This is a genomic window from Haloterrigena salifodinae, assembly GCF_003977755.1.
Classification (GTDB): domain Archaea; phylum Halobacteriota; class Halobacteria; order Halobacteriales; family Natrialbaceae; genus Haloterrigena; species Haloterrigena salifodinae.
Map to the genome: position 1 here is coordinate 41516 of NZ_RQWN01000004.1, position 15248 is coordinate 56763.

Here is a 15248-nt window from a genome sequence, read left to right on the forward strand (position 1 = left end):
CCCGCTCTTTATAAGCCGCCATTCGTCGTCGGCGCGAGTACCGTAGACGCGGTTGCAGATCGTCCCCCGCCACTAAGGGCATCGCCCCCGAGCATCAGGGTATGTCGCCATCGATACGACGGCTCGTCCTCGACGTCATGAAACCGCAGGATCCGAACATCCTCGAACTCGCAGACGTGGTCGGCGACTGTCCCGGCGTCGACGGCGTCAACGCCGTTCTGGTCGAGACCGATCGCGAGGTCCAGAACTGCAAGCTCACGATCGAAGGGGACGACATCGATGCGGACGCCCTCGAGGAGGCCGTCACCGACCTCGGCGGAACGGTCCACTCGATCGATCAGGTCGTCTGCGGTGAGCGACTCGTCGAACAGATCGAAACGCCGCAGGATCAGTGACCGGGTGAGCGACGTGTCTCGGCTTCGCGACCGCCTCGATTCCCTCAGCGCGCTCCTCGAGAACGAGGAAGTCAGATCCATCTCGCGGCGGTACTTCATCTCCAACGGGTTCGACGGCACACTGACGAGCATCGGCGTCGTCGTCGGCGCCTACCTGTCGGGCGTTTCCGACGGCCTCACCGTGGTCACGATTGGTCTCGGCGCGGCCGTCGGGCTGGGAACGTCGGGCGTCTGGAGCGTCTGGGAGATCGAACGCGCCGAGAAACAGGCCGAACTGATAGAGCTCGAGCGGGCGATGCTGACCGACCTCGAGGACACGGCGGTCCAGCAGCGGCGGGCGGGCGCTCGCAAGATCAATGCGCTTGCGAGCGGAATCGGCCCGCTCATCGGCATTCTCCTGCCGCTGGTACCGTTTCTCGGGCAGGGCGCCGTCGTCTCCATGCTCGAGGCGACGCTGCTCGCCATCGCCGTCGGTGTCTGCGTGTTGTTCGTGTTCGGTGCGTATCTCGGTTCGATATCGAAGCAGAACTGGATCGTCGCGGGGGTCAGGATGGGGCTCGCGGGGATCGTCGTCGCGATTCTGAACCTGTTTCTGCCCGGCTGAAGCCGCGGCTCGTCCGCTGGAGCCAATTCTTTGAACCTGCGGGACCGGACCTCCGTTCGAAAAGATGCCGGTGATCGTCCGAGATCGTTCCGCGTCGCGGCCGACGGTTGTGACGGCATCCGTCGGGAACGAACGATCGCACATCGATACTACCCCGCATCGGTCCGATCCGTCTCCGTCGACCGAAGCGAACGCACCGCGTCGAACGGCGGGGTGATGCTGCCGAGCACGAACAACGAGTAGTATCGAAGGTAGGTCTGGATTGGGACCTGGACGAGTGTCACCCCCGCAACGAGCACCGACAGCGCGTACAAGACGGCTATCACGGCCAGTACCGCGATCGATAGCAATCCGAGCGCCGTTTCGAAGACGAGATAGAGGACGACTGCGACGATTCCGAACGGGACGGCGAGGACGAGACCGATAGCAACGAATCCGATGCCCGCGACGAATCCCGCGACCACGCCGAGCCCGAGGCGAACGATCGCGTACACGACGTACTGCTTCCACCCCTCCTGCAGGGCCGGCCAAAACGCGCGCCACGCCTCGAGGACCCCCCTGTCCTCGAGGAGCATCACCGGAACGACGAAGTCGGCCGTGAACCGGTGGACGAGCCAGATACCGATACCGACCGCGATGAGAATCGGCGCGAAGAGGACCGCTAGCAGCCCGAAGAAGAGCGGGGAGAGCAAGAGAAAAGAAACGACGGCCGGAACTGCGATCAGTATCGCGATGCCGAGGGCGAGCGCGATCCGAAACAGAAGCAGCGACGCACCGTTGGAGACCTGTTCCCGCGTGTGCGTTCGCAATCGGACGTCGCGGTCGGTGACGACTCGAACGAACACGAACTCCATGATCGCCCCGAGGAAGAGTAGTACGAGCCCGATCGCCACGGCGATGCCGATCGCCAGAACGATCCAGCCGAGATCGATTTCGGGGAGTGCGACGAGGTCGGCGATCGGCGGTGGCGGTTCGGCGACCGGCGACTCGTCCCGCGGCGTATCCCCTGCCGTCGTCGAAACGCCGGGATTCCCCCCGCTGGCGCCCGATACGAAGAAGGCGATCACCGCGAGCGAGAGCCACCGTCGCAGATCGAACGGAAGCAATAGCCCTCTAGTCGCCTCCAACGCCGGTCGAAGCTCGTCGATAGCGGACCAGGTCATCGGGTCAGGTACGACGAATATCGGAATAAAACCACTGCGTCAGATCTCCCGTTCGATCGGCTGGCGCGAGGGACGGGCCGACGTCGGTTCGGCTTCACGACTCGAACCCTTCGTTCGCTGGAGTCGAGTACACCGAACGCCGTCGAAATTGTTTTTGCGACCGCTGGCTCGAACGCCGCGTCAGCCCGCCGAGTGAGCCGCCGTTCGTTCCGCCCGTTCGGCGCGGCGTTTGATTCCCCGAAGCATCTTGCGTTCCATGAGGAAGTGTGCCGGTTCCCAGAAGAGGTAGTCGACCGCCTCGCCGAGGATCGGATGGGCCGTCCGCGGTCCGATGGACGACCGATGCGGGTTCGACCGCATGCGAGCGAGCAGTCGCGTCGATCCCTCGCCGACCGGTTTCAGGACGAACGCCCACGTCCACGCCGGCGAGTCGCCGGGGGGCCTGAGGACGAGCGCTCGCTCGGGGTCGAAACGGGCGACCTCCGGCGCGGATTCGGGCGACGAGACGGGGTAATCATCGGGTGCCAACCTAACGACGTCGCCCTCCTCGAGGTCCTGGTACTCCGGGACGATCCGATCGACGTTGTGAATGTCGGCGCCGACCGCTCGCTCGAGCCGATCGTAGCTGTAGAAGCCGCCGCGGTCCTGTCCGAGCTGGACGAGCCACGGCCAGACCGACTCGGCGGGCGCATCGATCTCGATCGCGTGGGTGACCTGATCCGACGCGCCCGGGAGGAGGTCGTCGCCCGGGAGCGGCCCCCGTGCTTCGTCGGCGGTCGCTCCCCAGCGACGGTGCCAGGGGCGAATCGCGACGTGGTAGGCGCCGGCGAGGAGGACTGCCGCCGTCGCGACGAGCCGTCGACCCGTTCCGTTCCCGCGACCTCGTTTTTCGCCCTCGAGACGGGATTCCGTCGATTCCCCGCTCGCTCGGGCCTCCGCATCGGACTCGATGCGCTCGAGTGCGCGGGACATCAGGTAGCCCGCGAACGGACCGATGACGCGCCAGTACCGTCGGAAGTTCCGGCGGGCGCGGTCGTCGGTCGTCGCGGTGCGCGCCTCGTAGGACAGTAGCGTCCGCCCCTCGCCGTACGGTCGGACAGACAGACCGATCGCGAGTTTCGCGTACCCCGGCTCGTCGAACGCCGAGAACGCTTCCGGGTCGACGCGGTGCCACTCGATCTCCGGTTTCCAGAACTTTCCGACCGCACCGAAGACGAACTCCTCGCCCGGCGCCTCCTCGAGCAGCATCCACTCGTCGGTCTCCGGAACGTCGACGAACCGCATGCGCTCGGGCGGCGGCGCTCCAGACTCCCCTCGAATTCGGCGCGCGATCGCTATCGGCGCGGCTCGCAGCGCCCCGAGGGCGCGGACGATCGGCCCAGTGTCCAGCAGGTCGGCGGTGAGCATCGCCTCGTAGGTCGTCTCGGGATCGGCGTCGACGACCGCGTGGCGGATCACCGTGACGTCGTACTCGGGCACGTAACGGTCGATCAGCATCGACGAGTCGGTGCCAACTGACGGATCGCTCGCGAAGGGGTTTCGTAACATCTCTCTGTGCCCTATCACTGCGACGACAGCGAACGTAAATCGGTAGCCTCGATTCGCTGTATTCGACGCGACCCTCCCCGCCGTGAATCCCGCAGAGACCGTCAGAGTCCCGCCGGATGGCGACCTCTGGTCCGAGGCGGTGCCGTCTAACCGTTCGGGTCAGTCGCCGGTCCGCCGACCGGTGATCGACTCGATCTCCAATTCGTAGATCTCGAGGTCGACCGCCGCGACGTCCTCGTCGAAGATCCGAAGCTCGAGGAACGACTCGTTGACCGTCGTCTCGTCGAACTGCGCCCGCTCTCGCCCGGTCAGCTTTCGAAGGGGTCCGGTGACGACGATGCTCCAGGAGTCGCCGGACCCGCTGACGTCGTACATCGTGAAACACGCGGTCTCCGTGTCCTCGAGATGCGAGAGTTTCGTACTCGAGCCGTCGGTCGACAGTCGGACGTAGAGCGAGCCCGCGTCGTAGTGGTGTGCGACGGGAACCGCGTACGCGTCGCCGTCGGCCGCGAGCGCGAGCACCCCGGTGTCGACGCGCTCGAGGCGGTCTTCGACCTCTTCGTCGGTCATCCCGATCGTGTAGACGTACTCGACTCGATCCATACAGAACGAACGCCCGCAATTAGCATGAAGAACAGGGGTGCCCGCTCGAACGGTACGAGACGCGACTGCGACAGCGACGGAACCGGTTCGATTCGTGTACTCGTCACCCGTCTCTGTCACGTCGATCCGTCCGCACGGCCCGGTAGCGCATCGCATCTGAACACATCGATACTGACGGAACGTCCCCAGAGGAGAGTGTACTCGGCGAGATACGGCGACTCGACATCGGGATGGTGACGGCGGCTGACCCGCCGTAACGGAATCGCGTCGATAACTGTAAATCGAGCCGTCGAAAACCGATACGTTCGACGAGCGATCGATCAGTCGGCCCGCTGTTCGGGCGCTTCCGCCCGGCCTGTACCCAGCGGATCCGCCCCAGTCCCCGACGTCACCAACCGCAGGTACGTGCCGGCGTTCGCCATGAGCTTGTTCTCCGCCTTCCGGAGGTGTTCCTCGTAAGTCGAGCGGGCCACCGACGTCTGCGAGGCCAGTTCCCGAAGCGACGTCTTTCGTGGCTGTTCGTAGTAGCCGTTCTCCAGCGCCAGTTGTAGCGCCGCCAACTGGCGGTCGGTCAGGTCGTCGAACAGTTGATCGACCGGTGCCAACATACTGTGCGGAATCCCTTGCTCCGTGATTGCGGTCTTGGAGAGCAGTTCGATATCTCGATCCGCCTCGAGGTCCCGCAACAGCGCCCGCACGTCGGATTCGTCGAATGCGATCACCGTGTAGTGTTCCCAGCCCTGGCGGTGAATCGTCGGCGGCTGGTAGAGGCAATCGTGTTCCTCGAACCGCTCCAGGATCGACCCCTCGAGCGAGCAGAGACAGGACTGAGTGACGACGTGAAGACCCGAGTCGTCGATCGACTCGTGGAGAACTGTTCCGATCGTCTCGATCTCCGCCAGTAACTCGTCGGTCGGCGCCTCCGCCGAGGTGATCTCGAGCACCTGACAGTCGCTCAGGTACCACTCTCGGATCGTGAGATCGGGATAGCGTTCCGAAATCTTCCGGTAGGGACACTCGTGCTTCAATCGAAACGAGGCCTCGTACAGACTCATACACCTCTGTTCGATCTCGTAGTGATTAACGGTACCGGTCATGTCCCGCACCACTGCTATTCCGGTATCGTCCGTACGAACGAATATCGATGACTGGAATCAGTCCGACCGAGCTCAGTAATCAGTTACTCGACGACGGAGACGTGCTCGTGCTCGATATCCGTCACCGGGACGACTACGAGGAGTGGCACGTTCCCGACAGTATCAACGTCGACGTCTACGACGAACTGACCGACGACCCGGAGACGGCGAAAGACGACCTCGCAGACCTCCCGGACGACCGCGAGATCGTCACCGTCTGCGCTGCAGGAGTCGTTTCGCAGACCGCGACGGAGGTCCTGCGAGAGATGGGCTACGACGCCAGCACGCTCGCCGACGGCATGAACGGATGGAGTCGCGTTCACCGGAGCACGCCCGTCCCGACCGACCTCGAGGGAACGCTCGTGCAGGTCGCCCGTCCCGGGAAGGGATGTCTCTCCCACGTTCTGATCTCGAACGGCGACGCCGCCGTGTTCGATCCCTCCCATTACCTCGAGGAGTACGACGAGATTATCGACGCCCGCGACGCCGAACTCGTCGGTGTCTTCGATACGCACGCCCACGCCGACCACGTCTCCGGTGGTGCGGAACTCGCCGAGAGACACGACGTTCCATACTATCTTCATCCGAGGGACGCGTTCGAGATCGATGCGACTTCGATCGAAGACGGCGACGCGATCGAGATCGGATCGGTCGACGTCGAGGTCATCCACACGCCCGGTCACAGCGAGGGCAGCGTCTCGTTCGATCTCGAGGGCGAGGCCCTGATCACGGGCGATACGCTCTTCCACGAGAGCGTCGGCCGCGTTGAACTCGGCGTCGAAGCCGGCATAGAGGATTCCGACGTCGAAGGGAACGCCGCGACGCTCTACGAGAGCCTCCAACGGTTGCTGGATCGGCCGGACGATGCGATCGTTCTTCCGGCACACGATCCAGGATCGCCCGAGCCACCGGTGACCGCGACGTTGAGCGAGGTTCGAGAACGGAACGATGATCTCGCTCGTGATCGGGAGGAGTTCGTCGAGACGCTCGCTTCGGACATTCCGGACCATCCGCCGAACTTCGAGCGCGTCAAGCGCACGAACGTCGGGCGGGAGGACGTCCCCGACGGGGAACTGTCTGAACTCGAACTGGGCCCCAACCGCTGTGCTGCTGAGTAACCGATGAGTGAGCAATTAACACTGGAACAGGGAATTCGCGAACACCTCGGACAGTTCTCACTGCACGTCCTGCTGGTGTTCGCGACGGGACTGACGATCGGTTCGGAGCGGACCGTCGTCCCTGTCCTCGGCGAGGAAGTACTCGGCGTCGAGTCGTTCTTCGTCATCGGCTCGTTCGTCGTCTCGTTCGGCTTCGTCAAGGCGCTGCTCAATCTCTACGCCGGCAAGTGGGGCGAGGAGTACGGGCGCAAGCCGGTGCTTGTCCTCGGCTGGCTCACTGCCCTCCCGATCCCGATCATTCTCATCTACGCCCCGAGTTGGGGCTGGATCACCGTCGGGAATATCTTCCTCGGTATCAACCAGGCGCTGACCTGGAGCATGGCGATCAACGCCAAGATCGACCTCGCGGGGCCCGACCAGCGCGGGCTCGCCGTCGGCATTGACGAGGCGTTCGGCTACACCGGCGTCGCCGCGGGCGCGTGGATCACGGGCGTCATCGCCGGCCAGACGGGCCTTCGGCCAGAGCCGTTCTACTTTCTCACTATCGTGGTGGTGCTGGCGTTCCTGATCTCGGTCTTCCTCATCAAGGAAACGGTCCAGCTCGCACAACTGGAGGCCGACGAGGACCACCACGATGCGAACCTCCCATTCGAGGAAGTGCTGAAACGGGCAACCTACGGCGACAGGACGCTGTTCGCGGCCGCACAGGCCGGCCACATCGAGAACTTCGTCGACACGCTGTTCTGGATCGCCGTCCCGCTCTATCTCACGAGTCAGGGGCTCGCGATCGAAGCCGTCGGCGTCGTCGTCGGCGTTCACAGCGCCATGTACTTCCTCCAGATCGGAACCGGGGGCCTCGCCGACCGCATCGGTCGCCGCCCGCCCGTCGTCGTGGGGATGTTCATCGCCGGTGCCGGCGTTCTCGGGATGGTGTTCGTCGAGAGCTACCTTCCGTGGGCTGTTCTGGCTGGCGTCTCCGGGCTGGGGATGGCGCTGCTCTACCCGAACCTGATGACGGTGCCGAGCGATGCGGCCCACCCGACCTGGCGGTCGGCGGGAATGGGCGTCTACCGGATGTGGCGCGACTCCGGCTACGGTACCGGTGCGATCCTGATCGGACTCACGATGCAGTTCGTGAACACCGAGGCCGCGTTCTACACGACTGCCGTCCTGATGTTCCTCTCTGGCACAGTCGTCTATCTCTGGATGGAAGAGACCCACCCCGAGTTCGGCACCCACGAACCGTCATCTCCGGCTCCGGAGACGCCACACGGTACGTCGCTCGAGGACTAAGGCGGCCGTCTTCCCGACACTCGATTCGCTGCGTGTCGCCGGGTGCCGTATCCGCGGTCCGGACCGGTCTCCTCTCCTAACGTTCTCGAGTCTCGTCCTGCTGGCCCGGCTCCTGCGCTCGCTCGAGCCCGCGAGAAATTCCGCGGCAGCTCGCGAGGGTTTGCCGGCGTCAGTCGCGGATCGTCCGCAGCGAGAACCGTAGGTACTGATAACTGATACCAGTGAGGGAAACGTAGACGAACGCGATGAACGTCAACGAAGCCGTCGACGTCGGAACGATCGCGCTCAGCGGGGCGCTCCTCAGAGACGCGAAGTTCTTCTCGCGGAGCCTCGAGTCGCCGCCGCTCGTCGAGATTGCGGCCGAGGCGACGGTCAGTGACGTGAACCTCGACGTTACCCGGGCCGGCGTGCGCGACGTGAACGTAGAGACCCAAATCGGCGACTTCGATGCCGCGTACATGCCCTGGCAGTGGCTCGGTCCCAAGTATCCGACCCTGATTTTTCACCACGGAAGCGGTGAGCGCCCCTTCGATTTCGGGCGGTTCAGTTCGAACTCGTTCCGGCGGCTGTTCGTTTCGGGCGACCGGAACGTGCCGGCAAATCTCGTCGTCGTTCGAGCGCCGTTCCACGACCGCTCGAGCGCAGCCTACGCTCGCGCGATGGGTGACCTCAAAAACTTCGTTGGAATGCTCGCGGCATCGGCGACGCTCGTCGAGGGGACCGTCAGTACGGCGGCCGCGGGCGCTCCTCCCCGCGACGGAGATCCCTTGCCCCCCACCGGAGCACGACGACGAGGACCAGTCCCGTCGTAACGATGGTCTGATACCGATCCGCCGCCGGCGAGAGCTCGAGGAGCTGTCCAGTGGCGTTGCCGGCGAAGTGGAAGAGGACCGCCGCGAGGACGCTCCGGTTTGCATTGTTGTACAGCCACGTGTACAGGACCGACCCAACGAGAATATTGAACGCGAACCACGACGGGTCGGGCGCGAAGTCCCAGCTGCTGAAGTAGCCGACCATCAGGAACAGCGGCGCGTGCCACGCCGCCCACGCGACGCCGAGGACGAGACTGGCGGTCAGCGCGCACCAGCGCAGTTGGAGTCGGTCGAGCCAGTAGCCCCGCCAGCCGATCTCCTCGTGGAACGGCCCGAGCAGAAAGATCGCCGCTACCGTTCCCAGAAGCGCGATCGGCTCGTCGAGAAGCTCCAGCAGCGGTGCCGCAGTGAGCGGATCCGCCTCGCCGCCGACGACGGCCGCGACCCCAGCACCGATCAGCGCGAGCGCTGGCCAGAGCCCCGCGAGTACAGCCGCCCAGCCGAGCGGAATCCGGCCGACGTCGACCAGCCGTCGCCACAGATCCGCGATCCCGATCCGACCGCCGATCCGCCAGGACATGACGACCCCGCCGAGCGTGACGCCGACGCCGCCGACGAGCAGAAAGAAGATCCCCGGAAATCGGAAGACGTGCCACCCGGCGACGATCGGAACGCTCCACCAGAGCCACGTCCAGCCGTGGGAGAACAACAGGAACCCCCAGACGTCGAATCCCCGGTGGTTCTCGAGACTGGTTTCGTCGGTCATCGGTCCGTCCGGTCGCGGTCCGTCGACGCGCGCCTGAGCCTCATCTTGGCTCTTTCGACGAGCGTGTCGTACAAAAACGCTCCCTCGAGAGGCGGTCTCGTTCGATTCGGTTCGGCGCCGTTTCGAGTCGCCGGCACGAATTCCGGACACACAGCGTTCCCGGATACCCCGGTGAGAGAAACAACTGTAGTGTCCGGGATCGTGCGTAAATGCATGAGTCTCTTCGAAGTGAGCATCCCGCTCGTCGTCCTGTTCGTCGTGTTCGGCCTGACCGTCGGAATCCTCTTCGGGTTTTTCGGCATGGGCGGGAGCTTCTTCGTCACCCCCGCTCTTCTCGTTCTCGGACATTCCGCCCCTACCGCCGTCGGAACTGGACTCGCGTTCGTATTTTGGACGTCGCTCATCGCGACTCTCGCTCATCGCAATCTCGATCACATCGACTATCGACTCGGTCTATTGCTGCTCACGGGGATGACAATCGGCATCGAAATCGGGAGACGCGGACTACTCGCACTGGTGGATATCGGACTCGCAGATCTCGTAGTGAGTTTTCTGTACGTCGTACTCCTCGCGGCAGTCGGCGTGTTCGTCATCCGTGACGGTCACCATCCCGCAATCGACGACGAGAGCGCCGATATGACCCGGTCGTCCGTCTCCGACCGGTTCGCGTGGGTTACCGTTCCGCCGCTGATTTCCCTCGAGAACGTCGACGTTTCCGTCTGGATCGTACTCTCGATCGCGGTGCTAGTCGGAATCCTCTCCGGCTTCCTCGGTGTCGGCGGCGGATTCCTGATGGTTCCCGCACTCATGTACGGATTTGCGATGCCGGGTGCAGTCGCCGTCGGAACAGATATCCTTCAGATCACTGTTTCCAGCGCCTACGGGGCGTTCGTGTACGGACAACAGGGGTCGATTCACTTCGCCATGCTACTTCCCCTGCTTATCGGCAGTACGGTCGGGACCCAAATCGGTGCCGTACTCACGGATTATCTCGACGACGCCGAACTCAGAACGATATTCGGCGTCATGCTACTCGTCGGGAGCGTCTCGGTAGCGAGTAAAACCGTCAGTCACGCGTACGGCGTCGAACTGCTGCATACGCTCAGTTTGGTGCTTCTCCTCGGAGGGGCGCTGGTGTTGAGCGCACTACTTCTCTATCTCGGGATGCAAAACATCCGCGAAGAACGGCTCTCTGTAAACCGATAGCGAGTACCCTCAGGCATCGAAATACGCCCGCCATCGTACGTACAAATACGTCTGACCCGGAGTTCCGCCGATCGGTTCACTCGAGTTCCGTCCCTCCGTTAGCACCCGGCGGCGCGACGCCCAACCGTCCTTCGACGAACGCCGCCACGTCGGCGGCAAAGGCCTCGACTTCCTCCCAGTCCGTGAACTCGATATCACCCGACGCGTCGGCCGCGGGCAGGTCCGAGATGGTCCGCTTGGCGATCTGTTTCATCAGCAACCGCTTGAGGAACCCGTACTCCGAGTAGCGGAGTGCGCCGCCGAAGAACCCGACCCGATCGGGATGCCACCCCGTCTCCGCGACGAACTCCCCGAAGTAGCCCGCTGCTTGCGCACGACCCTTCTCGGTCGCGGACGACAGCGACACCTGGAAGAACGCCGTCGGTATCGTATCGAGTGCCTGCCGATTCGACCGAACGAAGTCGAGAACCGACGACTGGTGTTTACCGGCGTGGATCGACGCACCGACGAGGACCGCGTCGAACTCACCGAGGTCGAACGTAGCCGGGAGGTCGTCGGCGTCGATCGTCGTCGCATTGTGTCCGCGTTCGTCGAGCGTCTCGGCGATACGGGCAGCGACGGTCTCCGTCTGCCCCTCACCAGTGCCATAGAGGACGAGAAACGATACCATCGTATCGGTGCCCCCTACTCCGAGCACGAGTATAAAAGGATAGCCGGCCATCCCTCGAACGGCCAGCGGTTACCGAACTGTTCAGTCGCGGATGACGGTGACGGAGACCGGCGACCGTCGGACGACCATGTCGGCCACGCTACCGAGCAACAGCCGCGTCTCTCCCGTTCGTCCGTGACTGCCCATGACGACGTGATCGATCTCGTTCTCTTCGGCGTAGTCGACGATTTCGCGCGCGGGTTCGCCGATTGCGGTGTCGGTATCGAGCGTACCGTCGTATTCGCTCGCCAACTCGCGCGCGTCGTCGAATATTTTCTCCTCCTCCTCGCTCGCCCGCTCGTACCACTCGTCGGACCCGTGTGGCGGTTCGTTTCTGACGTCGACATCGGTCGGTGAACTGTACCCGGGATCGGTGGGATCGAGTACGTGGAGCGTGATGACGGACGCGTCCTCATATTCCTTGAGCGCGTGCTCCAGTGCTTGTTTGGACAGCGGCGATCCGTCGACGGGAACCAGCAGTTGCTGAGCCATCGAACCGACGTACCTCACGGAGTCTCAAAATACTATTCGGGCATTCAGATAATCGCGCCTCGGTTCCACGCGGGTTAATTGTGAGGGCGGCTACGTGATGGTCGGCGAGTTCGGAGCCGAATCCGACGTTCGTCGCGATCGAACACGGGTCCCGCACCTCAATCGCCTGGATCGCGAACCGACACACTCACTCGAGATTACGTGTAAGGAGTTTCTATCCGACTGTTTCAGGCCAGTGCTTGTCGCCCCCGACATATGTCGGCTCCCGGCCCCCAGATATTACAACCATACGCTCGTAATATTCATCCAGTAGAATAATACCATTACTTGATGAGCCGTGCGACAATATGGCATTAGTATGACAGAGGGGAGTTCATACTCGAACGCCAGTTCACCATCTCGTGATGGCCGGACCCGCATCTCGAATTTCCGCGTTCAGTTTGATTCATTCGTCACAAGATACATATTCGTTGTTTCGTTCGCTATAGAAGGACACGATGAGGGCGACGATTCACACACCAATGGGGATGGCGCTCGCGGTACCCATCCTCGCAGCTGCCCCGGAGTTCGCCCCGTGCCGCCTTCGTGCGGGATTCGCCGGCGGGCTGGTCTCCGGTCTCTATCTCTACATCGGCTATCGGAAGGCGCTTCATTATCCAGTCTACGCGTCGATCGCGACTGTACTCGCGATCAGTGCCGCACTTCTCGTGCCGTCGACGGCGACCGCCGTCCTCGCCGCCGGGCTCGCCGTGACGGCGCTCCACGACATGACTGACGCCGCTGGTGCCGGCCTCGGACTCAAGCTTCGCCCGTGGCGCGCGGGCTCCGAGCGGGCGGTCTACAGTCACACGGCCGCTGGATCCGTCCCCACCGCTGAATCCGCGACGACGGCGCCCCGCGACCGTCGCTGAGCAACTCGCAAAACTGGCGTAGGCCCCGCTATATCCGTCCCTCCCCGAGTGCTACCGGCGGGACCCGACGACTGCTTCCGAAGTACGTGACGCGGCCGCTCGTTTCTCGTCCGTGGTCGCTGTTCGCTCGAGTTCGCGTACTACGAGACTCCATTCGTCTCTTATCGAGGCGAATTCGAAGCGACAACGGATCGTCGAGTTGTCAGTGGTTTCTGCCCACGTTATTTTTGCGCTGTCCGTCGAGTCTTTGAGTATGGATCCTTCCATTCTCGTCCCGTACGACGGATCACGGTGCTCGCAGTCGGCACTGCGATACGCAGCGGACATCTTTGATGGCGAGACGATTACCGCACTCCACGTCCTCGACCCGTTCGCGACGATTCCAGACTCAGAGAAACAGGTACGGGAGCGATACGAACGGGCACAGGATATCCTCGAAACCGTACCCGCCGTAGCAGACGATCGCTCGACGATGATCTCTTCAGAGTTCGTCTATGGGCACGCGATTCACGCGATTCTTCGATACGCCGATCTGTATACGATCGATCGGATCGTGATCGACAGATCCTATCGAGCGGATACGGCGGCCGATCCGCTCGGGAACGTGTCTGAAGCGCTCGTCCGCCGGACGCGGGCTCCGGTCACCGTTCTTCGATCGGCGGTCGACGACGGACGGATCGCCTCCCCGGAGACGGTGCTCGTTCCCTTCGACGGATCGTCTCCGGCGTGTAACGCGTTACAACACGCGATCGGTGCGTTTTCAGATGTGACGGTGCACGTGCTCTACGTGCGGTATCCGTTCGTGGACGATCTCGACCACATGGGCGTACGCAGCGACGACTACCCGGATTTCGAGGAGTGGTACGGTGCAGTCCGTACGTGGCACGAACGAGCGGACCGGAACGCGGACCGCGTTCTGGAGATCGCGGACTCGGTCAAGGGCGATAGCGATGCGGATCTCCGATCGACGACTGAGACTGGACCTCCCTCACGCGTCATCCTCGAGTACGCTGACCGGATCGAAGCTGACCACGTTCTCATCGGCAGTCATAGCCACGACGGCGGAACGCAGACCCTGCTCGGAAGCGTCGCCGAGCAGATCGTCCGGCAGTCGTCTGCACCGGTAACGGTCGTCAGGTGATCGTGGCTCCCACCCACGACGGCCGGGTGGACGTCGCTACTCGTCTCCCGTTTCGAGGGCGGGCAGCGGTCCTGCTGTGAGATCCTTCCGCGGTCGTCGAACCGGAATTCGCAGACCGCGATACCACCGGACGGCTCTGCCGACGCGAGGATATCCGGCCGCCATACGCCCTCGAGGAGTTCGTCAGTTCGTCTCGCTTCGATTCGGGCACAACGGCGATCGTACACGTCAGGAGAACGCTTTGCCAATTGTACACGTCTACTCGAGGATGTTACGCTCTCTACCGGTTCGCTCAAGGCCGCTTTTCGACTGTCAGTTTCCGAAGGCACCCTGTATCTCTCGTCGCAGTGATCGCTTCGGTATCGACGCATTTCCCGTCGGACTTTTTCACACCGGAAATAGACGTCGATCACATGGCGTTTCCCATCCGAGTCAACGACGTGATGAGTTCCCCGGTGAGGACGGCTACTCCGGATACGACAGCGGACGAGGCGGCCGCGACGTGTCGCGAGGACGGAGTTGGATCACTCGTCGTCGTTGAGAACGGTGATATCGTCGGAATAGTGACCAACGACGATTTCGTGCGGCTTCTCGGGGAAGTATCCAAACCGACGGGATGTCCACTTCGCAAGTTCATGTCGACCGAAGTCGTGACGGTTACTGCCGACACGCCAATCGGGGATGCGGTCGAGATAATGTTTGACAATGACATTGCTCGACTCGTCATCGTGGAGGACGGCAGCCTCAAGGGACTCGTCAGTTCGAACGATATCGTTCGATACGTTCCCCAGATCTTCCGACGCTACGAATTTGACTATACCCGGCCCGACAGTATCCGGAGTCGCATCCCCTCTGAAACCGCCTACGAGCTATCCGGCTGGGAAACTGACGCTATCGGTCTCTCCGACAGCCGCATTACTGTCGGCGATCGCGTCGAGTTCACGAAGGCACTCACCGAACGCGATGTTCGGGCGTTCGCTACAGCCAGCGGAGACACGAACCGCCTTCATCTCGACGACGAGTACGCACGCGCCACTCGGTTCGGCCGCCGGATCGCCCACGGGACGCTCGTCGGCGGAGTGATCAGCGCCGCGTTGGCTCGCTTTCCTGGGGTGACGATCTACGTGTCGGAGAATCTCACCTTCCTCTCACCGGTCGAAATTGGCGACCGAGTGACCGCGATTTGCGAGATCATCGAAGATATCGGCCGAGACAAGTATCAGCTTACGACCGACGTCGTCGATTCGAAGGGCGAACGCGTAATCGAGGGGCAGGCCGTCGTGCTCATCGACGAGCCGCGAGGCGTATGAATAATTGGTTATATCCGATTAGGACCTCAATGAGAAGACAG

The 15248-nt window shown here is 62.9% G+C and carries 16 protein-coding genes; 9 read left to right on the plus strand and 7 right to left on the minus strand.

What is annotated here, in order from left to right; translation table 11 throughout:
• Nucleotides 1-101 precede the first annotated feature (101 nt).
• Both EH209_RS18345 and EH209_RS18350 read left to right on the plus strand, forming a co-directional pair.
• A complete protein-coding gene (locus EH209_RS18345) occupies nt 102-395 on the plus strand; it encodes a DUF211 domain-containing protein (RefSeq protein WP_126664306.1) in 294 nt (97 codons plus the stop codon).
• 4 nt (nt 396-399) lie between these two features.
• Nucleotides 400-999, plus strand: a complete 600-nt coding sequence (locus EH209_RS18350; RefSeq protein WP_126664307.1) for a VIT1/CCC1 transporter family protein — start codon at nt 400-402, stop codon at nt 997-999.
• Nucleotides 1000-1148: 149 nt separating this feature from the next.
• Here EH209_RS18350 and EH209_RS18355 read toward each other — a convergent pair whose 3' ends face one another.
• The 4 genes from EH209_RS18355 to EH209_RS18370 form a co-directional block, all read right to left on the minus strand.
• Nucleotides 1149-2162, minus strand: a complete 1014-nt coding sequence (locus EH209_RS18355) for a DUF7544 domain-containing protein (RefSeq protein ID WP_126664308.1) — start codon at nt 2160-2162, stop codon at nt 1149-1151.
• A 180-nt stretch (nt 2163-2342) separates the two neighbouring features.
• Nucleotides 2343-3710 carry a hypothetical protein gene (locus tag EH209_RS24415; protein ID WP_126664309.1) on the minus strand — a complete coding sequence of 456 codons (1368 nt, stop codon included), beginning with the start codon at nt 3708-3710 and terminating at the stop codon, nt 2343-2345.
• A 159-nt stretch (nt 3711-3869) separates the two neighbouring features.
• Nucleotides 3870-4313 carry a pyridoxamine 5'-phosphate oxidase family protein gene (locus tag EH209_RS18365; RefSeq protein WP_126664310.1) on the minus strand — a complete coding sequence of 148 codons (444 nt, stop codon included), beginning with the start codon at nt 4311-4313 and terminating at the stop codon, nt 3870-3872.
• A 320-nt stretch (nt 4314-4633) separates the two neighbouring features.
• Entirely contained in the window at nt 4634-5368 is a 735-nt protein-coding gene (locus EH209_RS18370) for a helix-turn-helix domain-containing protein (protein WP_126664311.1), read from the minus strand.
• Between the two features lie 89 nt (nt 5369-5457).
• Here EH209_RS18370 and EH209_RS18375 point away from each other — a divergent pair, with 89 nt between their 5' ends.
• From EH209_RS18375 to EH209_RS18385, 3 genes are all read left to right on the plus strand, one after another.
• Complete coding sequence (locus EH209_RS18375) at nt 5458-6567, plus strand: MBL fold metallo-hydrolase (RefSeq protein ID WP_126664312.1); 1110 nt, start codon at nt 5458-5460, stop codon at nt 6565-6567.
• Between the two features lie 3 nt (nt 6568-6570).
• Complete coding sequence (locus EH209_RS18380; protein WP_126664313.1) at nt 6571-7860, plus strand: MFS transporter; 1290 nt, start codon at nt 6571-6573, stop codon at nt 7858-7860.
• Between the two features lie 245 nt (nt 7861-8105).
• Complete coding sequence (locus tag EH209_RS18385) at nt 8106-8672, plus strand: hypothetical protein (RefSeq protein WP_126664314.1); 567 nt, start codon at nt 8106-8108, stop codon at nt 8670-8672.
• On the opposite strand, the gene EH209_RS18390 is transcribed toward EH209_RS18385, so the two are convergent.
• Nucleotides 8584-9438: a CPBP family intramembrane glutamic endopeptidase gene (locus EH209_RS18390; protein WP_126664315.1), complete on the minus strand. Its 855-nt coding sequence runs from the start codon at nt 9436-9438 to the stop codon at nt 8584-8586. The genes EH209_RS18385 and EH209_RS18390 overlap by 89 nt on opposite strands.
• Before the next feature lie 213 nt (nt 9439-9651).
• Between EH209_RS18390 and EH209_RS18395 the strand changes: the two genes are divergently transcribed.
• Nucleotides 9652-10644, plus strand: a complete 993-nt coding sequence (locus EH209_RS18395) for a sulfite exporter TauE/SafE family protein (RefSeq protein WP_126664316.1) — start codon at nt 9652-9654, stop codon at nt 10642-10644.
• A gap of 76 nt (nt 10645-10720) precedes the next feature.
• Here EH209_RS18395 and EH209_RS18400 read toward each other — a convergent pair whose 3' ends face one another.
• Both EH209_RS18400 and EH209_RS18405 read right to left on the minus strand, forming a co-directional pair.
• Entirely contained in the window at nt 10721-11314 is a 594-nt protein-coding gene (locus tag EH209_RS18400; protein WP_126664317.1) for a flavodoxin domain-containing protein, read from the minus strand.
• 81 nt (nt 11315-11395) lie between these two features.
• Nucleotides 11396-11845: a universal stress protein gene (locus tag EH209_RS18405; protein ID WP_126664318.1), complete on the minus strand. Its 450-nt coding sequence runs from the start codon at nt 11843-11845 to the stop codon at nt 11396-11398.
• 497 nt (nt 11846-12342) lie between these two features.
• Here EH209_RS18405 and EH209_RS18410 point away from each other — a divergent pair, with 497 nt between their 5' ends.
• The 3 genes from EH209_RS18410 (at nt 12343) to EH209_RS18420 (ending at nt 15207) form a co-directional block, all read left to right on the plus strand.
• Nucleotides 12343-12756 (plus strand): hypothetical protein, encoded by a 414-nt coding sequence (locus tag EH209_RS18410; protein WP_126664319.1) that lies wholly within the window; start codon nt 12343-12345, stop codon nt 12754-12756.
• Between the two features lie 253 nt (nt 12757-13009).
• Entirely contained in the window at nt 13010-13897 is an 888-nt protein-coding gene (locus tag EH209_RS18415; protein WP_126664320.1) for a universal stress protein, read from the plus strand.
• 248 nt (nt 13898-14145) lie between these two features.
• Complete coding sequence (locus tag EH209_RS18420; RefSeq protein WP_249038837.1) at nt 14146-15207, plus strand: CBS domain-containing protein; 1062 nt, start codon at nt 14146-14148, stop codon at nt 15205-15207.
• Nucleotides 15208-15248 lie beyond the last annotated feature (41 nt).